Origin of the sequence: Pseudomonas sp. FEMGT703P, from assembly GCF_002786345.1 — a bacterium.
GTDB classification, from domain to species: Bacteria; Pseudomonadota; Gammaproteobacteria; order Pseudomonadales; family Pseudomonadaceae; genus Aquipseudomonas; species Aquipseudomonas peli.
Genome location: NZ_PGCM01000003.1, coordinates 278,213 through 300,459, shown reverse-complemented (window position 1 = coordinate 300,459; position 22,247 = coordinate 278,213). Strand labels below are relative to the sequence as shown.

At 60.3% G+C, this 22,247-nt stretch carries 20 protein-coding genes and 2 pseudogenes; 14 read left to right on the top strand and 8 right to left on the bottom strand.

Annotation, left to right across the window (positions count from 1 at the left end; all coding sequences use genetic code 11):
* Positions 1-3: 3 nt before the first annotated feature.
* Positions 4-450: a GNAT family N-acetyltransferase gene (locus CUR33_RS02300; protein ID WP_289238570.1), complete on the bottom strand. Its 447-nt coding sequence runs from the start codon at positions 448-450 to the stop codon at positions 4-6.
* Positions 451-749: 299 nt separating this feature from the next.
* Here CUR33_RS02300 and CUR33_RS02295 point away from each other — a divergent pair, with 299 nt between their 5' ends.
* The 7 genes and pseudogenes from CUR33_RS02295 to CUR33_RS02270 all read left to right on the top strand — a co-directional run bounded on the left by CUR33_RS02295 (position 750) and on the right by CUR33_RS02270 (position 9,226).
* A complete protein-coding gene (locus CUR33_RS02295; protein WP_289238569.1) occupies positions 750-2,927 on the top strand; it encodes a malate synthase G in 2,178 nt (725 codons plus the stop codon).
* Positions 2,928-3,204: 277 nt separating this feature from the next.
* Positions 3,205-3,966, top strand: a pseudogene (locus CUR33_RS20650) (HAMP domain-containing protein); the annotation flags it as partial.
* Positions 3,967-4,302: 336 nt separating this feature from the next.
* Positions 4,303-4,824, top strand: a pseudogene (locus CUR33_RS20645) (methyl-accepting chemotaxis protein); the annotation flags it as partial.
* A gap of 23 nt (positions 4,825-4,847) precedes the next feature.
* Positions 4,848-6,023 carry a porin gene (locus tag CUR33_RS02285; protein WP_289238567.1) on the top strand — a complete coding sequence of 392 codons (1,176 nt, stop codon included), beginning with the start codon at positions 4,848-4,850 and terminating at the stop codon, positions 6,021-6,023.
* An 11-nt stretch (positions 6,024-6,034) separates the two neighbouring features.
* Positions 6,035-6,439 carry a phosphate ABC transporter substrate-binding protein gene (locus CUR33_RS02280; protein WP_289238566.1) on the top strand — a complete coding sequence of 135 codons (405 nt, stop codon included), beginning with the start codon at positions 6,035-6,037 and terminating at the stop codon, positions 6,437-6,439.
* A 154-nt stretch (positions 6,440-6,593) separates the two neighbouring features.
* Positions 6,594-8,525 carry a putative nucleotidyltransferase substrate binding domain-containing protein gene (locus CUR33_RS02275; protein ID WP_289238565.1) on the top strand — a complete coding sequence of 644 codons (1,932 nt, stop codon included), beginning with the start codon at positions 6,594-6,596 and terminating at the stop codon, positions 8,523-8,525.
* Positions 8,522-9,226, top strand: a complete 705-nt coding sequence (locus tag CUR33_RS02270) for a 3'-5' exonuclease (protein ID WP_289238564.1) — start codon at positions 8,522-8,524, stop codon at positions 9,224-9,226. Before CUR33_RS02275 ends, CUR33_RS02270 begins: the two co-directional genes overlap by 4 nt.
* 9 nt (positions 9,227-9,235) lie before the next feature.
* On the opposite strand, the gene trhP is transcribed toward CUR33_RS02270, so the two are convergent.
* Complete coding sequence (gene trhP, locus CUR33_RS02265) at positions 9,236-10,552, bottom strand: prephenate-dependent tRNA uridine(34) hydroxylase TrhP (RefSeq protein WP_289238563.1); 1,317 nt, start codon at positions 10,550-10,552, stop codon at positions 9,236-9,238.
* A 207-nt stretch (positions 10,553-10,759) separates the two neighbouring features.
* Here trhP and CUR33_RS02260 point away from each other — a divergent pair, with 207 nt between their 5' ends.
* From CUR33_RS02260 to CUR33_RS02240, 5 genes are all read left to right on the top strand, one after another.
* Positions 10,760-11,278 (top strand): RNA polymerase sigma factor, encoded by a 519-nt coding sequence (locus tag CUR33_RS02260; RefSeq protein WP_289238562.1) that lies wholly within the window; start codon positions 10,760-10,762, stop codon positions 11,276-11,278.
* Positions 11,275-12,228, top strand: coding sequence for a FecR domain-containing protein (locus CUR33_RS02255; protein WP_289238561.1), 954 nt, complete (start codon positions 11,275-11,277; stop codon positions 12,226-12,228). The genes CUR33_RS02260 and CUR33_RS02255 overlap by 4 nt, the downstream gene beginning before the upstream one ends.
* A gap of 128 nt (positions 12,229-12,356) precedes the next feature.
* Positions 12,357-14,762 carry a TonB-dependent siderophore receptor gene (locus CUR33_RS02250; RefSeq protein WP_289238560.1) on the top strand — a complete coding sequence of 802 codons (2,406 nt, stop codon included), beginning with the start codon at positions 12,357-12,359 and terminating at the stop codon, positions 14,760-14,762.
* 61 nt (positions 14,763-14,823) lie between these two features.
* Complete coding sequence (locus CUR33_RS02245) at positions 14,824-15,954, top strand: PepSY-associated TM helix domain-containing protein (RefSeq protein WP_289238559.1); 1,131 nt, start codon at positions 14,824-14,826, stop codon at positions 15,952-15,954.
* A complete protein-coding gene (locus CUR33_RS02240) occupies positions 15,951-16,133 on the top strand; it encodes a hypothetical protein (protein WP_160089556.1) in 183 nt (60 codons plus the stop codon). Before CUR33_RS02245 ends, CUR33_RS02240 begins: the two co-directional genes overlap by 4 nt.
* A gap of 61 nt (positions 16,134-16,194) precedes the next feature.
* Here the strand turns inward: CUR33_RS02240 and CUR33_RS02235 are convergent, their stop codons facing one another.
* From CUR33_RS02235 to creD, 6 genes are all read right to left on the bottom strand, one after another.
* A complete protein-coding gene (locus CUR33_RS02235; protein WP_289238558.1) occupies positions 16,195-16,701 on the bottom strand; it encodes a hypothetical protein in 507 nt (168 codons plus the stop codon).
* A gap of 158 nt (positions 16,702-16,859) precedes the next feature.
* Positions 16,860-18,629, bottom strand: coding sequence for a sodium:solute symporter family protein (locus CUR33_RS02230; RefSeq protein WP_090255026.1), 1,770 nt, complete (start codon positions 18,627-18,629; stop codon positions 16,860-16,862).
* 3 nt (positions 18,630-18,632) lie between these two features.
* Complete coding sequence (locus CUR33_RS02225; protein WP_090255024.1) at positions 18,633-18,893, bottom strand: DUF4212 domain-containing protein; 261 nt, start codon at positions 18,891-18,893, stop codon at positions 18,633-18,635.
* A 250-nt stretch (positions 18,894-19,143) separates the two neighbouring features.
* Positions 19,144-19,299 carry a hypothetical protein gene (locus tag CUR33_RS02220; RefSeq protein ID WP_289238557.1) on the bottom strand — a complete coding sequence of 52 codons (156 nt, stop codon included), beginning with the start codon at positions 19,297-19,299 and terminating at the stop codon, positions 19,144-19,146.
* A complete protein-coding gene (locus tag CUR33_RS02215) occupies positions 19,296-19,601 on the bottom strand; it encodes a hypothetical protein (RefSeq protein ID WP_289238556.1) in 306 nt (101 codons plus the stop codon). Before CUR33_RS02215 ends, CUR33_RS02220 begins: the two co-directional genes overlap by 4 nt.
* Positions 19,602-19,656: 55 nt before the next feature.
* Positions 19,657-21,015: a cell envelope integrity protein CreD gene (gene creD, locus CUR33_RS02210; RefSeq protein WP_160089566.1), complete on the bottom strand. Its 1,359-nt coding sequence runs from the start codon at positions 21,013-21,015 to the stop codon at positions 19,657-19,659.
* A gap of 175 nt (positions 21,016-21,190) precedes the next feature.
* Between creD and CUR33_RS02205 the strand changes: the two genes are divergently transcribed.
* Together CUR33_RS02205 and CUR33_RS02200 are read left to right on the top strand one after the other, a co-directional pair.
* Positions 21,191-21,631 (top strand): DUF2628 domain-containing protein, encoded by a 441-nt coding sequence (locus CUR33_RS02205; protein WP_282874217.1) that lies wholly within the window; start codon positions 21,191-21,193, stop codon positions 21,629-21,631.
* A gap of 86 nt (positions 21,632-21,717) precedes the next feature.
* Positions 21,718-22,188 carry an OsmC family protein gene (locus CUR33_RS02200; protein WP_289238555.1) on the top strand — a complete coding sequence of 157 codons (471 nt, stop codon included), beginning with the start codon at positions 21,718-21,720 and terminating at the stop codon, positions 22,186-22,188.
* Positions 22,189-22,247 lie beyond the last annotated feature (59 nt).

The window sequence follows — 22,247 nt, the reverse complement described above, 5'->3', positions numbered from 1 at the left end:
GGCTTATTTGAGCGCCAGCCAATAGGTAAAAAACACCTCATCACGCACATAACCCAGGCGTTCGTAGAGGGCTTGTCCTGGCAGATTGCTCTTTGCCGTCTCCAACTGCAAACCGCATGCGCCTGTGGCCTCGGCATGGGCGCGAGCGGCGTTCATCAGCGCTTCGCCAACACCCTGACGGCGCACCTGCTCGCTGACGTACAGGTCACTCAGTAGCCAGGCTGGCTGCAGCGCCAGCGAAGAGAAAAAGGCATAGAGCTGGACGAAGCCTTGCGCCGCACCTTGCGCATCACGGGCCAGCAGAATGACCGAATCGTTGTTGCGCAGGCGCGCGGCGAGAAAATCCCTCACCTGCGACTGAGGTTTGGCCACCTCATAAAAGCGCAGATACGCGCCAAACAGCTCGGCCAGTTCGTCCAGATCTGCGGCAGTGGCTGCCTGTATATCCATGGTGATCACACTCCATAAGCGGTGGAGCAGCAGTATAGGCAGACGCGCCTAAAGCAGTAGATCGAGAAACATGCGCAATAAACTGTGTACTGTTTTTTAATTTATATGAAACAATATTCAAATATTACCGCGACAATACGCCACACACAGTGACTGCAAAGCACTTCTTGGTCGCAGAGCGACGCGCACCCACTGATTTTCCCCGGATCTTGATGTAGTATGCCGCGCCTCGGACTACATGACGTATTTCCCATGTCCGACGCGGCTATTGAGTAGAGCTGAGCAGAGTGAGGCAAGTGATGACTGAACGCGTTCAAGTAGGCAGCCTGCAGGTTGCCAAAGTGCTGTTCGACTTCGTGAATAACGAAGCCATCCCCGGTACCGGCATTGCTGCCGATAAGTTCTGGGCGGGTGCCGAAGCGGTCATCAATGACCTGGCCCCGAAAAACCGTGCGCTGCTCGCCAAACGCGATGCGATTCAGGCGCAGATCGACGGCTGGCACCAGGCCCGCGCAGGTCAGGCCCATGACGCCGCTGCCTACAAAGCCTTCCTCCAGGAAATCGGTTACCTGCTGCCAGAGCCGGCTGACTTCCAGGCCACCACGCAGAACGTCGACGAAGAAATCGCCCGTCTGGCCGGCCCGCAGCTGGTAGTGCCGGTGATGAACGCGCGTTTCGCCCTCAACGCTTCCAACGCCCGCTGGGGCTCGCTGTACGACGCCTTATACGGCACCGACGTGATCAGCGAAGAAGGCGGCGCCGAGAAAGGCCGTGGCTACAACAAAGTTCGCGGCGACAAGGTGATTGCCTTCGCCCGCGCCTTCCTCGACGAAGCCGCGCCGCTGGCTGCTGGCTCCCACGTCGACTCCACCGGTTACCGCATCGAAGCCGGCAAGCTGGTTGTCAGCCTTAAAGGCGGCAGCAACAGCGGCCTGCAAGACGACGCGCAGCTGATCGGCTTCCAGGGCGACGCCAGCGCACCGACCGCCGTGCTGCTCAAGCACAACGGCCTGCATTTCGAGATCCAGATCGACGCCAGCACCCCAGTCGGCCAGACCGACGCGGCCGGTGTTAAAGACGTGCTGATGGAAGCTGCGCTGACCACCATCATGGACTGCGAAGACTCTGTAGCGGCCGTCGATGCTGACGACAAAGTGGTGATCTACAAGAACTGGCTCGGCCTGATGAAGGGCGACCTGGCGGAAGAAGTGGTCAAAGGCGGCCAGACCTTTACCCGCACCATGAACCCGGATCGCGTCTATAGCACCGTTACTGGTGGCGAGCTGACCCTGCACGGTCGCAGCCTGCTGTTCGTGCGTAACGTTGGCCACCTGATGACCAACCCAGCGATTCTCGATGCCCAGGGCAACGAGATTCCGGAAGGCATCCAGGACGCGCTGTTCACCAGCCTGATTGCCATCCACAACCTGAATGGCAACACCAGCCGCAAGAACACCCGCACCGGTTCGGTCTACATCGTTAAGCCGAAGATGCACGGTCCGGAAGAAGTGGCCTTCACCACCGAAATCTTCGGTCGCGTGGAAGACGTCCTCGGTCTGGCACGCAATACCTTGAAAGTCGGCATCATGGACGAAGAGCGCCGCACCACCGTCAACCTGAAAGCCTGCATCAAGGCCGCCAGCGAGCGCGTGGTGTTTATCAACACCGGCTTCCTCGACCGTACCGGTGACGAAATCCACACCTCCATGGAAGCTGGCGCCGTTGTGCGCAAAGCTGCCATGAAAGGCGAGAAGTGGATCAGCGCCTACGAAAACTGGAACGTCGATATCGGCCTGGCCACCGGCCTGCAAGGTCGCGCGCAGATCGGTAAAGGCATGTGGGCCATGCCCGACCTGATGGCCGGCATGCTCGAGCAGAAGATCATGCACCCACTGGCCGGCGCCAACACCGCCTGGGTACCGTCGCCGACCGCCGCCGCGCTGCACGCGCTGCACTACCACAAGGTCGACGTGTTCGCCCGTCAGGCCGAACTGGCCAAGCGTGAGCGCGCGTCCATCGACGATATCCTCAGCATTCCGTTGGCCAAAGACACCAACTGGTCGGCTGACGAGATCCAGAACGAACTGGACAACAACTCCCAGGGCATCCTCGGTTATGTAGTGCGCTGGATCGACCAGGGCGTCGGCTGCTCCAAGGTGCCGGATATCAATGACGTCGGTTTGATGGAAGACCGCGCTACCCTGCGCATCTCCAGCCAGCTGCTGGCCAACTGGCTGCGTCATGGCATCGCCACTGAAGAGCAGATCGTTGCCAGCCTCAAGCGCATGGCCCCAGTAGTTGACCGTCAAAACGCCAGCGACCCGCTGTACCGTCCGCTGGCACCGAACTTCGACAGCAACATCGCCTTCCAGGCTGCCCTGGAACTGGTGGTCGAAGGCGCCAAGCAGCCGAACGGCTACACCGAGCCAGTCCTGCACCGCCGCCGCCGCGAGTTCAAAGCCGCCAACGGACTGTAACCCGCAGCTGTAGCCACATAAAAAACCGCCCTTCGGGGCGGTTTTTTATTATTGGCCGCCAGCAAAGCACAGGCACAGTGACTTGCATCAGGCTGGCGGCCTCGCTTTTGTTCGACAATTTCAAGCAGATACTCACTTTATTGGCTATAGGAATAGGCATGCCAGCCGAAACCATAATATAGCCATAACGGAATATGACTAAAAAATGACCGAAAAGCGGCATTACGCCACTATATGAACTCGGTATACTCCGCGCCCCTCTTTGGGTACATCTGCCATGTTGAAAAATCTCTCGCTGACACTGAAGTTCTTACTGCTGCCCGCCATTGCCTTGCTGGGTCTGCTGCTGTTCGTGGGCTACACCTCGCTACAACTGGCAAACAACGATGTGCGCCTGGTCACCCTGGAAACCAATAGTTTTCCGACCCTGGAGAAGGCCGATGCGGTGATCTTCCAGTACTCACGTTTACCGGGCCTGCTTAATAGCGCAGTCGCCGCCGGAGAGCTGGAAACCCTCGATGAAGCGCGCAAAGTCCTGACTGACATTGCGGACATGCAGCAGGAACTGCAGACCCTGGTCACCCAAGCGAACCGCCGTCAGGAACTGGACGCCTGGCGGAGCGCCATACAGCGTTACGCGGACAACGCCCTGCCCGCCTCGGAGCAGCTAATTAAAGGCAGCGCCAGCTTTGAGGACCTGGCGCCCAACCTGGGCCGCATGGCCAGTGACTTGGGTGAAGCGCAAAAACTCGGCAATGCGTTCCGTACCCATGCTTATGAGGACTTTCAGGAAACCCTGGCGCAAACCCGCACGGATAACGCCACCACCACCCGCGTTGGCTTTGCTCTGTCAGCCATTCTGGTACTGCTGATCAGCATTGCGTCAGTGCTGGTAATTCGCGGCACCATGGCCAACGTGCGTGGCGTGATTACCTCACTGCAGGCAATCGCCCGGGGTGATGGCGACCTGACTCGCCGAGTGAATGTCGACTCCAATGATGAAATCGGTGAAATGATTCAGCTGTTCAACAGCTTTATCGACAAGCTGCAAGGCACCATCCGCCAGATCATCGAAGCTGCCAGCCCGCTCGCCGGCATGTCCCAGGAACTGTACCGGCTGACTCAAGACTCCAAGGAAAACTCACGTTCGCAACAAGGCCATACCGACTCGATCAGCCGTGACATCCTGACCATGACCAACAGCATTCAGGAGGTTGCCCACCGCTCACAACAGGCCTCCGAGGAAGCCGGGGCAGCCTCGCAGCAGGCCGACCAGGCGCGCAAAAACATCGGCAGCCTGTCGAGCAGCATCAGCGACCTCGGCAGCAGCGTAATGGGTGCCGTCAGTGCCATGCAGCAGCTGGAAGAGGAAACCCAGCAGGTGGGCTCAGTGCTGACCGTGATTCGCAGCATTGCTGAGCAAACCAACCTGCTGGCACTCAACGCCGCCATCGAGGCCGCGCGGGCGGGCGAGCAAGGCCGGGGGTTTGCCGTAGTGGCCGATGAAGTGCGCAACCTGGCCTCGAAAACCGCCGCCTCCACCGCAGAAATCCAGAACATCATCCTGCGTCTGCAGAACAGCGCCAATGGTGTACTCAGCGTGATGACCGCCAATGGCGAAAAAGCTCAGGCGAGCATCGAGCGCTCCGTGCAAGCCACCCAGATACTCGAAGCGATTGCCGGCGCCGTCGGCCATATCAATCAGCTTAATGCTGGTATCGCGCAGTTCACCCAGGAACAAATCGGCCTTTCCAGTTCCATCCAGCAAGATACACAAGTGTTGCAGCAGGACGCACAAGCAACCGCTCAAGGTGCAGAAGCAACGGCTCGTCTCGGCGAACAGTTGGTCAGCACAGGGGATCATCTGCGCGCGGCGACAGCCCAATTCCGCGTTTAACCTGAACACAGGAGCATCACTGCATGTTTAAAGCTCGTCTGCTTCCCTTGGCCATCTGCCTGGCCGCTGCTCCAGCTTTCGCGCTGGAGCAAGGCGAACACCGCTTCAATACCTTTGGTACGGTCGGCATCACCCACCTCGGTGGCGAAGATGATGGCCGTAGCTATGGCATCACCGGCCAGACCACTGATTCCTGGCGCGGCGACCAGCTGTCGAAATTCGGAGCCCAGATCCAGTACGGCCTGACCGACACCGTGGGCATCACTGCGCAAGTCACTGCCAAGCCGGCGCAGGACGACTGGCAGGCCAATATCGAGTGGCTGTACCTGTCCTGGCAGACAACTGACAACCTGATGCTGCGCGTCGGCCGCCTGCGCACCCCGGTGTACATGTACTCGGAAAGCATCGACGTAGGCTTCAGCTACCCGTGGCTGCGCTTGCCTGACGAGGTGTACAGCCAAGTCCAGCTGTCCAACTACGAAGGTGTAGACGCGGTCTACAACATGCCGCTGTCCTTCGGTTCACTGGCCTTCCAGGTCGCCGGTGGCCAAGCTAAAAACCGTGACATCTTCGCCTTCGATGAGATGCACGACATCGACTACGAGAAAGTCTTTGGCGCCAATATCAGCCTGGCCACCAATGACTTCGGTACCCTGCGCGTAGGGTATGTAGAAGCGGATATCAGCACCGAGATCGAAGACTTCGTCAACCGCCCGAACATCCCTTTCCTCGGCTTGAATGGCCCAGGCGTTCAGCGCTTCCAGACCATTGATAAGCAAAAGGGTAAGTTCACTTCCATTGGCTATCAGTACGACAACGGCACCTGGCTGACCAGCAACGAGTGGACCTCGCGTAGCATCGAAGCTGACAACAGCGGCACCATTGATGCGTTCTACCTGATGGGCGGCCGTCGCTTCGGCGAGTTCCTCACTCACGTGACTTACGCCCAACTGGACGACGATGCTGGTCGGCAGAACTCCTGGACTCTGGGCCTGAACTACAACCTGCTGCCCAACGTCGTGTTGAAAAGCGAATACAAACGCGTAGACACCTCCGGTGGCTATGACGGCGTATTCGTCCGTACCGCACAGGAAGCCTTCGATAACGCCCTGTCCGACAGTTCCAACGGTGCCCTCGGCAGCCCAGCCCGCAACTTTGACGGTGACATCATCAGCGTCGGCGTTGACTTCGTATTCTGAGGAGAGCATTGATGAAGCATTCCATTCAAACGCTCTGCGCCGCCATTTGCCTGGTAGCAAGCGGGCTGGCGCAGGCCGAAGTTGCCGTCATCGTCAATCCCGGCGCTGCCAAGGCTCCAAGCCAGGCAGACGTCAGCAACATCTTTCTGGGCAAAGACAAGTCCATGAAAGGCGTTGACCATAAGGATTGGTCTGCAACCAAGGACAAGTTCTACAGTGCGGTGACCAACAAGAGTGAATCACAGCTCAAATCGTACTGGTCTGGACTCGTTTTCACCGGCAAGGGTCAACCGCTACCAAGCGTTGGCGGCGACGCTGATGTCATCGCCAAGGTAGCCGCTGAAGCCGATGCGATTGGCTATGTAGATGCCGCCGCAGTGAATGACAGTGTGAAGGTTCTCTTTACCCTGCCTTAATCATTGCAGCATCGTCATCAGAGCCCTTGGATTGAAAAATCCAAGGGCTTTTTTATGCCTCTTGCACAGGGCGCCCAACGCCTAGACTTACGTCCAATGGCCTACCCCACAGCGCCAGTCGATCATGCTCATAGAGAAAACCGTGAGGCCGCCCATGAGCAGCGCAGATGCAATCGCCCAAGCGGGCAAAACGGCGGTGTTGCAGAACATCCATGGCACCATGGCCTTTCTGCAGAAATTTCCGCCGTTCAATCAGATGGATGCCGCTCATCTGGCGTATCTGGTGGAGAACTGTCAGCTGCGTTTCTATGGCGAAGGTGAAACCATCATCAAGCCGACCGACGGCCCGGTTGAGCACTTCTACATTGTCAAACAGGGCCGCGTGCATGGCGAACGCCCGCATTCCGCACGGCGCGGCACGGAAACCACCTTCGAGATCACCAGCGGGGAATGCTTCCCGCTGGCTGCGCTGATCGGCGAGCGCGCCACCCGCACCGAACACCTGGCCGCCGAAGACACCTTCTGCCTGCTGCTGAACAAGCCGGCGTTTATCAAGCTGTTCTCATTGTCCAACCCGTTGCGCGACTTTGCCTTGCGCGGGGTCAGCAGCCTGCTCGATCAGGTCAACCAGCAGGTGCAGATGCGCGCGGTGGAAACCCTTGGCGCGCAGTATTCGCTCGACACCCGCCTCGGCCAGCTGGCCATGCGCACCCCGATCAGCTGCAGCCCGGACATGCCACTGCGTGATGCGGTCAAGCTGATGCACGAGCAACAGGTCGGCAGCATTGTGATCGTTGATCCCAAACTCAAACCACTGGGCATTTTTACCCTGCGCGACCTGCGTCGCGTGGTGGCTGACGGTGTCGATCTGGCGCAGCCCATCGACTGCCTGATGACGCAATCACCCTTTGATCTGCCACCGGATGCCAGCGCCTTCGATGCGGCGATGGCCATGACGGAGCGGCATATCGCTCACGTCTGCCTGGTTGAGAACGGCCAGCTATGCGGGGTGATTTCCGAGCGGGATCTGTTCAGCCTGCAGCGGGTCGATCTGGTGCATCTGGCGCGCACCATTCGCCACGCCGGGCGGGTGGAAACCCTGGCAGCGCTGCGCAACGATGTGCGCCAACTGGTCGACAGCATGCTCGCCCACGGCGCCAGCTCGACGCAGATCACCCAGCTGATCACCCTGCTCAACGACCATACTGTCTGCCGGGTGATCGAGCTGACGTTGGAAGACCTGGGCGACCCTGGCATACCGTTCACCTGGCTGGTATTCGGCAGCGAAGGCCGCAGCGAACAAACGCTGCACACCGATCAGGACAACGGCATCCTCTTCGAAGCCGCCGATGCAGCCGAAGCTGCGGCCATTCGCGGCCGCCTGCTGCCGCTGGCCCAGGAGATCAACCAACGCCTGGCGCAGTGCGGCTTTACCCTGTGCAAGGGCAACATCATGGCCGGCAACCCCGAGCTGTGCCTGTCACGCCACGAGTGGTCACGGCGCTTCAGCAGTTTTGTTCAGGAAGCCACGCCGGAGAACCTACTGGCTTCGAGTATCTATTTCGACCTGCGCGCCGTGTGGGGCGCAACCGAGGGTTGCGATCACCTGCGCGAAGGCCTGCTGCAGCAGGTGGGAGGCAACAGCCTGTTTCAGCGCATGCTGGCGGAAAACGCCCTGCGCCAGCGACCGCCGGTGGGCATGTTCCGTGACTTTGTGGTCGCTCGCAGCGGTGCTGAGAAGGACACCCTGGACCTCAAAATGCAGGGCCTGACGCCCTTTGTTGATGGCGCCCGCCTGCTCGCTCTTGCCCATGGCGTGAACGCCTGTAACACCCTGGAGCGCCTGCGCGCGCTGATTCAGCAGGGAGTGATCGAAGCCCAGGATGGCGCAGCCTATGAAGAGGCCTACCACTACATTCAGCAGGCACGGATGCAGCAGCACCAGCTGCAGGCACGCGATGGCCTGCCCTACTCCAACCGCGTCGATCCCGATCACCTCAACCACCTCGACCGGCGCATCCTGCGTGAATCGTTCCGCCAGGCACAGCGCCTGCAGAGCAGCCTGGCGCAGAGGTATCAGTTATGAGCAAGTTCACCTGGTTTACCGGGCAACGACCGGCTCTGACGCAAGCACAACTCACGCGCCGACAGGCGCTGGCCGAGACCTCCTGCCTTAACGATGGTCCGCTGAATGAGCAGCGCCTTGTGGTGCTGGACCTGGAAACCAGCGGACTGAATATGCGCCGTGATCAAGTCCTGTCCATTGGTGCGGTGGTAATCGACCAGGGCGCCATCGACCTTGGTCAGCAATTCGAATGCACCTTGCTCCGCGAAGGCCACCAGGCCAGCGCCAGCACGCTGATCCATGGCATCGCGCCCAGCGAAATCGCCAATGGCGAGGACCCAGCCGAAGCCCTGCTGAGCTTTATGGAGTTTGTCGGCGACAGCCCGCTGCTGGCATTCCACGCCGAGTTCGACCAGCGCATGCTGGCCCGCGCGCTCAAGCAGAGCCTGGGCTACCGCTTGCAGCATGCCTTCTTCGATGTCGCGGAAATCGCCCCACTGGTCTGCCCCAAGGCAAAACTGCCGCACGCAGGCCTAGACGACTGGACGCAGCATTTCGGCCTGCAGGTACAACAACGTCACCACGCCAGCGCCGACGCTCTGGTGACTGCAGAGCTGGCGCTGATTCTGTTCAGCAAGGCGCGCCAGCAACACCTCGACAACCTGCCGGCACTGCTGCAGCAACTCAACAGCCGTCGTCGCCAGCGCGCGCATTCGATGTAAGAGCAGCGCCTACAGATCGCGCATCAGGAGGCCATATTCCAGCTGCACCTCAGGCGGCACCGGCAGGTAGAGCACATGGCCGTCGCCCGGCGCGACTGCCACAGCATGGCCCTTGCTGTTTTCCAGCTGTTCGAGGGTGAAGCGCAGATTGCCCTCGGGCGTCATCAGCTCCAGACCATCGCCAACGGCAAAGCGGTTTTTTATCCGCACCTCGGCCAGTTCGCCACGCCGCTCGCCAGTCAGTTCACCGACAAACTGCTGCTGCTCGGACACCGAGCTGCCGCGCTCATAGTTCTGATATTCATCGTGCACATGACGGCGCAGAAAACCCTCGGTGTAGCCGCGATGGGCCAGGGACTCCAGGGTCGTCATCAGGGATTTATCGAAGGGCCTGCCGGCCACCGCATCATCGATGGCCTTGCGGTACACCTGAGCGGTGCGCGCCACGTAATAGTGGGATTTGGTACGGCCCTCGATCTTCAGCGAATGCACGCCCATCTGCACCAGGCGCTCAACATGCTGCACCGCGCGCAGGTCCTTGGAGTTCATGATGTAGGTGCCATGTTCGTCCTCATAGGCGGCCATCTGCTCGCCAGGGCGACTGGCATCTTCCAGCAGAAACAGCTGCTCAGTGGGTGCACCCACGCCCAAAGTCGGCTCGACAATCTGCACCACCTCGCCCAGTTCGTTCTCGCCGGCCAGAGTCGCCTGGTACTGCCAGCGACAGGCGTTGGTGCAGCTACCCTGGTTGGGATCGCGCTTGTTGATATAGCCCGACAGCAGGCAGCGCCCGGAATAGGCCATGCACAGCGCGCCGTGGACAAACACCTCCAGCTCCATGCCCGGCACTTCACTGCGAATCTCGGCAATCTCCTCTAGCGACAGCTCGCGCGACAGAATCACCCGGCTCAAGCCCTGCAGCTGCCAGAACCTCACGCTGGCCCAGTTCACCGCATTGGCTTGCACCGACAGGTGAATCGGCATTTGCGGGAAGTGTTCGCGCACCAGCATGATCAACCCGGGATCGGACATGATCAGCGCATCCGGCCCCATTAGTACCACCGGCAGCAGGTCACGCAGAAAGGTCTTCAGCTTGGCGTTATGCGGCGCGATATTGACCACCACATAGAACTGCTTGCCCTGGGCATGCGCCTCGCGGATACCCGCCTCCAGATTGGCGTGGTCGAACTCGTTATTGCGCACCCGCAGGCTGTAACGCGGCTGCCCGGCGTACACCGCATCCGCGCCATAGGCGAAGGCGTAACGCATGTTTTTCAGGGTGCCGGCTGGCGAGAGCAGCTCGGGGTAACGCGGAGTCGGTGCCATGGATAAAGCGCTCAGCCAACAGGGCCGGGCACTCTAGCGCGGCAGCGGCCAGCGGCTATTGATCTGCATCTATGTCACTGCGGTGTCATGGCATAGCGCAACCACCCATCGCGGCAGCGCATCGGCTGATTGCAGCGCAGGGGGCGGCGCTGTCATCATATGCGAATAATTCTTGATTTGTTTCCTATCTCCTATTGCGAGGTCCGCGTGTCGGCCGGCGATTCCACCCACCAGCAAGTTGTCGGTCTGTTCTATCGCGATCACCGTGACTGGCTGCTCGGCTGGCTGCGCAAAAGCCTGTATAGCCCGGAACGCGCCGAAGACCTCAGCCAGGACACCTTTGTCCGCCTGCTCGGCCGCAGTGACCTGGATCAGGCCCGCGAGCCGCGCGCACTGCTGACCACCATCGCTAAAGGTCTGCTGATCGATCACTTCCGCCGCAGCGCGTTGGAACGTGCCTACCTCGAAGAACTCGGGCAACAGCAGCAGGACGTGCAACCCAGCGCCGAAGAACAGACGCTGGCCCTGGACGCGCTGCGCGAGATCGACCGCTTGCTTGGTGAGCTGTCGAGCAACGCCCGCGCGGCCTTTCTGCATAACCGCCTGGATGGCATGGGCCACGCGGAAATCGCCGAGCGCCTCGGCGTGTCAGTATCCCGCGTGCGCCAGTACCTGGCTCAGGGCCTGCGTCAGTGCTACATCGCCCTTTACGGAGCACCGCAATGAGCGCGGTATCGGCGCAGGTGCTGGATGCCGCCATCGAATGGCAGCTGTGCCTGGACTCCGGCACGGTCAACGCCGAACAGCAGCACGCGTTCGCCGCATGGTTGGCGGCGCATCCCGACCATGCGCGGGTCTGGCAACAACTCAATGGCCTGGATATCCGCCTGGCGTCAGCCGCTGCCGCACCCGCACGCCAGGCCTTGCTGCACAGTGCGCGCAGCAAAGGTTTGCGTCGTATGGGCGGCACCGCGCTCGGCCTTCTGCTGAGCAGCGCGCTGGTGCTCGGCCTGTTGGCGCAACAACGCCCGCTCGGCGATTACCTGGCCGATGAACACACCGGCCGTGGCGAACAGCGCGAACTGCTGCTGAGCGACCACAGCCTGGTGCGCCTGAACAGCGCCAGCGCCGTGGACATCGAATTCAGCGACAGCCAGCGCGCAGTGCGCCTGCACAGCGGTGAAATCCTGGTGCAGACCGCTCACGGCGATTCGCGACCCTTTGTGGTGCTCACTGAACACGGCAGCCTGCGCGCCCTCGGCACGCGCTTTCTGGTGCGCCGCGAAGGCACCAGCACGCGCCTCACCGTGCTGCAGTCGGCCGTCGCCGCGCACCCGGTCGAAGGCAGCAGCGAGCGGATTATCCAGAGCGGTGAGCAGGTGCTGATGCAGCGCCAGCGCCTGGGCAGCGTGCTGCCTGCGCCACTCAGCGCTGCGGCCTGGAGCCACGGCATGTTGGTAGCCGATAACCTGCGCCTGGCCGACCTGCTCGACGCCCTGGGCGAATACCGCAGTGGCTACCTGGGCCTCGACCCAAGCCTGGCCGACCTGCGCATCAGCGGCAGCTTCCCCCTGCACGACAGTGACAAGGCCCTGGCGGCCCTGCCGCCGAGTTTGCCCGTGCGTATTGAGCGCCTTGGCAACTGGTGGGCCAAGGTCGTACCTGCCGCGCAGTAGGTGTCGCGCTGCGCCGCCGGTTGATACGCCAGGGCGTTGGTAAATTATTTTTAACGAGCCCTGTCACTTTTTCATTCTGCTTCGGCAACAGGTCATTGAGATACATTCCCGCTTAGGAGAGTTTCGTAATGACCCGCGTCATGCCCCTGTTTCGCCCCGGCCTGCTGGCCGCTGCCATCAGCCTTGCCAGCGTCTGCGCTCCCGCCCTGGCGGATAGCTACCAACTGCCGGCCGCACCGCTGGCCAGCACCCTGACGCAGATCGCCAGCCAGGCCGGCATCGTCCTGAGCATCGACCCCGCGCTGACCGCAGGCAAACAATCGACACCGGTGGCAGGTGACTACGACGCCCTCGACGCCCTGCACCAGGCGCTGCAAGGCAGTGGTTTGCAATTGCAGCAGAACAGCGCCGGCAGCTACAACTTGGCACCCGTGCCGCAAGCAGCGGTGGCGTTGCCGGATGTGACGGTGACCGCCGCGCAGAATGTGGAAAGCGCCTGGGGCCCTGCGCCCGGCTACCTGGCCAATCGCACTGCAACCGGCAGCAAGACCGACACACCGCTGCTGGAAGCACCACGCTCGATCTCGGTGGCCACCCGCGAGCAGATGCAGGATCGCAAGGTGCAGAACCTCGATGACGCTGTGCGCTATATGCCCGGTGTCATTGCCAGCAGTTACGGCAGCGACAGCCGCGCCGACTGGATGAAGATCCGCGGTTTCGAACCGATCCAGATGCTCGACGGCCTGCCGCTGCCAAAGGGCAGCTACACCATGGCCAAGCTGGAAACCTGGAACCTGGAACGCGTCGCCGTACTGCGCGGTCCGGCCTCGGCCGTGTATGGCCAGACCCCGCCAGGCGGCCTGGTGGATGCCGTCAGCCGCCGCCCGCAGACCGAAAGCAGCCATGAAGTGCAGGTGCAAGTCGGTAACTACAATCACAAGCAGATCAGCTTCGACAGCACCGGCAAGATCGACGATGAAGGTCGCTTCCTCTACCGTCTCAGCGGTACCGGCCGTGACAGTGGCACCGTTATCGAGCATATGGACGACCAGCGTTTCAACCTCGCGCCCAGCCTGACGTGGAACATTGCCGACGACAGCAAACTGACCTTCCTCGGCCAGTTCAACCGTGACGATACCGGCGGCACCAGCCAGTTCCTGCCACTGCAAGGCACCCGGCTGAGCACCCCTGCCGGCAAGGTCGACTACAACAAGAACCTTGGCGACCCTGACTGGGAGTTCTACGACAAGACGTTCTACGCCCTGGGCTACGCCTTCGAGCACCGCATCAACGACATCTGGCAGTTCAATCAGAACCTGCGCTATAGCAAGCTCGAACTGGATAACCAGATCATCACCGCTGGCGGCTGGGCCACTGCGGTGGCCGATGACGGCGCGGTGGCGCGCGGTGCCAACGTGTACGACGAAAACATCAGCCACTTCGCTGTGGACAACAACTTTCAGGCTGATTTCAACACGGACGCAATCGGCCACACGCTGTTGCTCGGCGTCGACTATCTGCGCGTCAACACCGATTACCGCTGGCTGTACGGCACGGCTCCCAGCAGCAACATCATTCGCCCGATTTACGGCCAAGACTTCAGCGGTGTCGCCTACACGGCTTTTCAGAACTACAACCAGAAGCGCACAAGCACTGGCCTCTATCTGCAGGATCAGATGGCTCTCGACGCCTGGCGCCTGACCCTGGGCGGCCGCTGGGACAAACTGGATACCGACTCGGTGTTCTACAACGCCAACGATGCCCAAGACAGCCGTCGCGACAGCCAGTTCAGCGGTAACGCAGCACTGAGCTATGTGTTCGATTCCGGCTTCACCCCTTACATGTCTTACGCCGAATCCTTTCAGGCAGAAGCGGGTGGCAGTGAAGGCAAAGCATTCCAGCCGAGCACAGGCAAACAGTATGAATTGGGGATCAAGTATCAGCCGCCGGGCAGCGACATGCTGTTCACCGCTGCGGCGTATGACCTGAAACGGCAGGACATCGTCAGCACCAACACGTTGGGGGCCAGCCAGCCTCTGGAGGAAGTGCAAGTTCGTGGTTTCGAGTTGGAAGCGATCGGCAACGTGACCGAAAATTTCACGCTGACCGCCTCTTACACCTACGCCAACAGCAAGATGACCAAAGTCGGTGATCCGCGCGACAAAAACCGCGCGCTGCCGCTGACCCCCGAGCATCAAGCGGCGATCTGGGCCGACTATGACTGGGCCGCGGGTCCGCTGGCCGGCTTCGGTGTTGGCTTCGGCGCGCGCTACATCGGCTCCACCGACAATATTTCTGTCGGCAGCATCGGCTTTGTGCGTGACACATCAGATGGTCACTCCAACGCCTACACCGTTTACGACGCCGCTGTGCGTTATGACCTCGGCCACCTCGATAGCAGCCTGCACGGCGCCAGCGTGGCGCTCAACGCCAACAACCTGTTCGACAAGGAATACCTGGCCACCTGCGACGGTTTCTACTGCTATGCCGGTGATCCTCGCCGCGTGACCGCCAGCCTCAACTACGCCTGGTAAGCCCCCACGCAGCCACCCTGCGCCGCCACATAGGGCGGCGTAGGCATTTCTGGATATGCCGATGAAAGCCACCACCATCCGCCGTTGGTCCCAGGTGCACACCTGGACCAGCCTGATCTGCACTCTGTTTCTGTTGCTGCTGGCCCTGACCGGGCTGCCACTGATCTTCCACCACGAGCTGGAACACCTGCTCGGCGAAGCGCCCGAGCTGCGCGAGCTGCCAGCCGAGACGCCACACCTGAGCCTGCAGCAACTGGTCGAAGCGGCCGAGCGTCATCGGCCGGGGGAAGTGGTGCAGTATTTCGGTTTCGAGGACGACGAACCCAACGGCGTAGTGGCGATTACCGCCGCCACAGCCGGCACCGAGCCGAATTCCTCGCACACTTTTATGCTCGATGCGCGCAGCGGCGAGGCGGTTGAGATGCCAGCAGCCAACGGCGGCATCCTGATGGTCATTCTGCGTCTGCACGTGGACATGTTCGCTGGCCTGCCGGGCAAGCTGTTGCTGGCGTTTATGGGCGTGCTGTTCGTGGTGGCGATCATCTCCGGCGTGGTGCTTTACGCACCCTTTATGCGCCGGCTGAAATTCGCCGAAGTGCGCCATGAGAAATCCACCCGCACGCGCTGGCTCGACCTGCACAACCTGATCGGCATCGTCACCCTGACCTGGGCGCTGGTGGTGGGCGTGACCGGGGTGATCAGCGCCTGCGCCGATCTGCTGATCAGCGCCTGGCGTACCGAAGCCCTTGCCGCGATGGTCGCGCCTTACCGCGACGCGCCGCCGTTAACCGAGCGTGCACCAGTCAATCAGGTGCTGAGTATCGCTGCGCAGGCCACGCCGGGTATGCAGCCGGACTTTATCGCCTTCCCCGGCACGCGCTTCTCCAGCGAGCACCACTACAGCGTATTTATGAAGGGCAATACGCACCTCACCGCCCACCTGTGGACGCCGGTGTTGATTGATGCGCGCAGCCTGGACGTCACCGCCATCGGCCAACGGCCCTGGTACATGGATGCGCTGTCGATGTCGCAACCGCTGCACTTTGGCGACTACGGCGGCATGCCGATGAAAGTGCTCTGGGCAGTGCTGGATGTGCTGACCATCAGCGTGCTCGGCAGCGGCCTGTACCTCTGGTGGGTACGCCGGCGAACCCCGGCGACGCAACGTGAGCGCGCGGAGACCCCAGCATGAACTGGCGCCAATCGACCTTCACGCTGCCGCTGCTGCTCGGCCTGCTTAGCGCCATCGGCCTGACCAGTGCCCTGCTCGGCGATGGCGGCTGGGATGCCGTGGCCTGGCTGGGCCTGGGTCTGCCGGCCGTGATTGGTTGCTGGCCATTGCTGCAACGCAGCGGAATCCGGCGCCCGTAGCCCTGAACGGGGCCAGGGCTAGCCGGTGATTAGCGAGGAGAATTGACGATGCTGCGACCTGCTACTGGCAGACCTGCTGGTAGAGCGCATCCTCTTTGGCTACGACCTTCAACTGATCCAGCAGCGGCTTTTTCTCTGCGTCCAAGGGCAGCAGTTCTGCCGTGCTGCAATTGAGCAGATGCGCCTGATGGCTGACATGGTCGATGTGCTGTTTTTCAAAACGGTACAGGTTAAAGGCGCTGATCACGCCACCCTCGGTTTCCTGGTGCTGCACGCTTTTGCTGTCGAGCACGGTGAACGCCGTGGTCATCGGCCAGTAAAACGTCCAGGGCCGCCAGAACACCTCGCCGTTTTCGCTGGCTACCAGCACCGACTCTGCTGGCTGACGCTGCAGCTGGTGCTCGAACCAAGAATACTCGTAGTAAATCTGGTAGCTCAGCATGCCCAAACCGCCAAACGCCGGAATGATCCACTTGGGCAAGCGGTTGCGTGTCAGTTTGCGCAGCAGCATGGCAATACCAGCCGCCCCCAGCCCTGAAACCACGATGGCAAGTATTGTCCACAACATGTACTGACTCCCGATAATAAAAACTGCCTGGCGCAGTTGATGACGCTGCACCGCAACGCGCCAGAAGGTATGCGCCATGGATAGCTGGAAATAAAACGGGCCTCCTTAGGAGGCCCGCTGGTAAGACCCTGATCAAACATGATCCGGGGTGATTATGCTCAGTGGCTCAATGCGCCACCAGCACCTTTGGGAGTGCGTACGCTTTCTACCAGCTCCTGAATCTCCTTCGGCGGCGCTACGGTCGCAAGCGACACGGCGTAGGCAACCGCGAAGTTGATCACTGCACCCACAGTGCCAATAGACAGCGGCGAGATACCGAACATCCAGTTCTCCGGAGTGTTGGCAAGGGTCGCAGTGCCTGGAATAAAGAACCAACCCAAGTACAGGAAGATGTAAACGACGGTGAAGACCAGGCCTACCAGCATGCCGGCAATCGCGCCCTTATCGTTTACCCGTTTTGAGAAGATCCCCATCATCAGCGCAGGGAACAGCGTGGCCGCGGCTATACCGAAGGCCAACGCCACCACCTGCGCCGCAAAGCCTGGCGGATTGAGCCCCAGCCAAGTGGCCAGCAAGATAGCCGCCGCCATAGAGAGCCGCGCAGCGCGCATTTCGTTCTTCTCGCTGATCTTCGGATTTATCAGCGTCTTGATCAGGTCATGACTCACGGCCGAAGAAATGGCCAGCAACAGACCCGCAGCCGTGGACAACGCAGCCGCAATGGCACCCGCCGCGATCAGACCAACAACCCAGCTAGGCAGGTTGGCGATTTCCGGGTTGGCCAATACCAGAATGTCGTTGTTAACGGTCAGCTCATTGCCTTTCCAGCCGCGAGTTTCAGCAGTTGGGGTGAAGGCTGGAGCGGCATCGTTGTACAGCTGGATACGACCGTCAGTGTTCTTGTCTTCCCAGGTGATCAGACCGGTTTTCTCCCAGTTCTTCACCCACTCAGGACGCTCTTCATACGCCAGCGCTGGAGCCTCGACACCTTGTGGATAGACGGTGGTCAGCAGGTTCAGGCGCGCCATGGACGCCACAGCCGGAGCGGTGAGGTACAGCAGAGCGATAAAGATCAGGGTCCAGCCAGCCGACCAACGTGCGTCAGCGACTTTCGGCACGGTGAAGAAGCGAATGATTACGTGCGGCAGACCGGCCGTACCAATCATCAGCGACATGGTGAAGAGCACCATGTTCAGCTTGTTGGTGACATCCGCGGTGTAGTCGGTAAAGCCCAGACCCGCTACGACTTCATTGAGCTTCTGTAGCAGCGGTACACCTGACTCAGTGTGCTCGCTGAACATGCCGAACATCGGAATCGGATTACCCGTCAGTTGCAGGGAGATGAATACCGCCGGGATGGTGTAGGCGATGATCAACACCACGTACTGCGCCACCTGGGTGTAGGTAATGCCCTTCATACCGCCGAACACCGCGTAGCAGAACACCACGCCAGCAGCGATCCAGATACCGGTGGAGTTGCTCACTTCGAGGAAGCGCGAGAACGCCACGCCAGCACCAGCCATCTGACCGATCACGTAAGTAACGCAGATAATGATCAGGCAGACCACTGCAGCCAGGCGTGCGCCGTTGCTATAGAAGCGATCGCCGATAAAGTCCGGCACAGTGAACTTGCCGAATTTGCGCAGGTACGGCGCCAACAGCATGGCCAGCAGCACATAGCCACCGGTCCAGCCCATCAGGAAAGTTGAGTTGGCATAACCACCGGCAGCAATCAGGCCCGCCATGGAAATAAACGAAGCCGCGGACATCCAGTCGGCTGCAGTCGCCATGCCGTTGGTAATGGGGTGAACGCCACCGCCGGCGACATAGAACTCTTTAGTCGATCCGGCACGGGCCCAGAACGCGATGCCGAAGTAGAGCGCAAAGGAGGCGCCCACAAACAGCAGGTTTATTGCAAACTGGCTCATGGATTATTCCTCGACACCGAATTGTTTATCGAGTCTGTTCATTTTCCAGGCGTAAAAGAAAATGAGTCCGATAAAGGCAATGATCGAACCTTGCTGGGCGAACCAGAAGCCAAGGTCAGTACCGCCGACAGAGATACCTGCCAGCATGGGTCGAAGAAGTATGGCGAAGCCGAAAGACACCAGGGCCCAGACAATCAGGCTCCAAGTAATCAGCCGAACATTCGCCTTCCAGTACGCTGCAGCGTTAGCTTGATCAGAAGTCATAAACTCCTCCGGTTATTGTTATTCTCATGCACCTTCAAGCTAGCAGCAGGCCACTAGGGCCGACAGATAGACATTGGTATTAGCTGCTTAACAACGCCTTGAGTGCTGTTTTTTATCCAGTAATAAGAAGCCGTTAAGCACGCATAAAAAAGCACCGAAGTCGGCGCTAAGCCGTGAACCGAGCATCATCACGATTGCGCCCTTGTAACAGCCTCCGTTTAAGCCCTGCCCGGCCAACTTCCACTCGCCGTTACTCAGGCCGCGCCGGCTTAGCGCCAAGCGTAGCCGGCGCATTCGGCATACGCTTAGGCGACTGACACACCGCGTAGGTAAACAACCGGGCAATACGCCGCGCCAGCAGATGCCCGGCACGCGACTCTTCGCGTAAACCCACATGCCCGCTCATCGCACATACCACAGACGAAAGAAGCCAAACGCCAGCAGCAGCCCCACCTGGCCCAGCGCCGTGCACAGACTGAGAAAGGACTGCACTTCAAGGTTCTGTGGGGCGTTGGCCAAGCCAGTCAGGCCCTTCCAGAAGGCTTCTGGCAATAGCACCAGGCTCAATTGCGCCAGGGGTTGTCCGGTCAACTGCAGGCCTTTGATCAGGTCAAACTGGCCGCAGAACATCAGGCCCAACAGCACCATAAAGGCCACCGCCAACCCTAGAGCGAAGCAGGCAGAAAACTGCATCAATAAACGCATCATGTTCAACTCCCACGCAGGTAAAAAGCGGCGCAAGCTGAACCTGCGCCGCAAGGGTTTAGCGATCGCTGACAGGGCTGGCCAGTGGCAGGCGACCGACGCCGTACCAGTCGAGTTTGCGGGTCAGCACCATCACCCCGGCGAGCACACCGAACACCAGCACCGAGCCCATCAGCAAGGCGTAGTCCTCAGCCCCAAGCAGGCCGAACAACATGCCGTAGAGCAGCGCCAGCAACGCACCAAAGCCCACTCCGCGCAGGGCGCTGTGCAGCACGTAACTGACGTAGAAACCAATCAGCAGCACACAGGCGGTCGCGGCAATGCCGTAGGCCAGGGCAAAACTCAGGTGCTCGGACAGCGACAGCAGCAACAGGTAGAACAGCGCCAGCGACATGCCCACCAAGGCGTATTGCACCGGGTGTACGGCCATGCGTTTGAGCACTTCAAAGAGGAAGAACACGGCGAAGGTCAGGCCGATAAACAGCAGCGCATATTTGATCGCCCGCTCGGTCTTCAGGTACTGGTCCACCGGGTCGACAAAGCTCACGCCAAAGTTGCGCGCGGTCAGCGCATTGCAGCTGTCGCCTTGCACGCAATCAGCCAATGCTTCTTCCAGGTTGGTGGCGAAGAAACTGGTCTGCCAGTGCGCTTTGAATCCGGCGGCCGAAACCTCACGGCTGCTCGGCAGGTATTCCCCGACAAAGCTTGGGTGCGGCCAGCCGGAGGTCAGCTCAACCCGGCTGTCACGCCCCACCGGGGTGATGCTCAGTTGCTCAGTACCCTGCAGTTTGAGGTTGAAGGCGAACTCCAGCACTTGCCCACCCTGGGTGTCCAGCAGCGGCAGCGGCGCATGCACACCTGCACCGAAGCGCTCTTCAGCGCTGCCCGGGGCGAAGCTCAGGCTCATGCCGTTGAAGCGCAGTTGCAGGTCATTGCTGATGCCCCGCACATCGCTGATGCCGACCGAGAGGAACGGCCGGTCAAACTGGTACAAACCCAGCTCATCACCCAACCCCAGACGCGCCGGTAGCTTAAAGGCGCCACTGATCTGGTTGTCGCTGCGGTACAGCAGCGCTTTATAGATGCCGCGTGCACGCTCCTCGGTGCTTACCTGGCCATTGAGCACAAAGCGCTCTGGCAAGAAGTACAAACGGCCACGGCTCTTCTGCTCTTCCAGGTAACGCTCGCCAGTCTTGGCGTGGGTTTTCCACTGGTTCCACACCTTGGTGTAAGGCATTACCAGAATCGGTCCGGTCAGCTGCTGGCGGTAGCTGGAACTGCGCGCGATGTCCTGCAGCACCTCGGCACGTTGATACTGCCGCTCGCTCACCAGCCCGCCAATCATCGACAGCGGGATCAGCAATAACAAAATCAGCAGGGCAATGGCGCCCAGCTTGAAACCCAGAATGCGGCTCATGGTGCAACTCTCCGATACGGTTTAGGTGGGCAGAGTCTGGGTGGCGCAAATGGTGGCTTTATGGAGGGCAGATGGAGAGTGTGTGGAGATGCGGAGCAGACACCCAGCAGGCCAATAGACAGTCATCCGGGAAATGCGTAGCGTGCCGCTGAACGCCACTTAAGGATGAACGGCCATGACCCAGCACAACCCCTACGCTACCCCGCAAGCCAGCGTCGCCGACGCAGAATCACTGGTGTCCGACGAGCAGATTGCAGCCCTACCCATCTCGGATAAATGGAAGCAGCGCTTTAGCGCGATCCACCATGCCGGCGGCATCAAGATGCCCAGGTTCAAGCAGCTGCCCGCCGAGGAGCGGCGCAAGGCTTTCAGCTTCAACTTTCTGGCGTTCTTCTTCGGGCCGATCTACTACGCCATCAAGGGCATGTGGAAAAAGGGTTTGGCGCTGTTCGTCGTCTGCGCAGCGGTAGTGATCATCCTCGGCATCGGCCTGGACTACCTCGGCTACAGCAAAATCGCCAACGCGCTGGGCTACGGTATCAGCGCGGTATTCGCCACGCGCGCCAATATCGATTACTACAAGAAGATGCTGCTGAATGATAACGGCTGGTGGTAAGTGCCCAGCGCCTGCTGAAAACCACCTGCCTTGCTACCGACTACGCCTTCAACGGTCTGCTACCTAACTGCATCAGGAGAATAAACGTGGCGGAGTATGTCGCTGAGGTGATCTGGCAACGCGGTGAGCAGGACTTTCTTGGTAACCGCTACAGCCGCAAGCATCTGCTGCGTTTTGATGGAGGTCAGGAGGTCGCCGGTTCGTCCTCACCGCATGTAGTTCCGCTGCCAATGTCGGATGCAAGCGCCGTCGACCCCGAGGAAGCCTTCGTCGCATCGCTTGCCAGCTGCCATATGCTCTGGTTCCTCTCCATCGCCGCCAAGTGTCGTTTCTGCGTTGATGACTACCACGACTGCGCCAGCGGGCTGATGCAGGAAAATGCCGCCGGAAAGCTGTTTATCGCCCAGGTTACTCTGCGTCCTGCGGTCACTTTCTCTGGTGAGCGCCTACCCAGCCGCGAACAGATTGAGCACATGCACCACCAGGCCCATGAAGAGTGCTTTATTGCCAACTCGGTGAAATCTGAGGTGCGCTGCGAGCCACGTTTTATTGAGTGACAACCCACCGACCGTATCGATGACTGAACACGATGCGGATTAACGCAACAGCTGCTAGC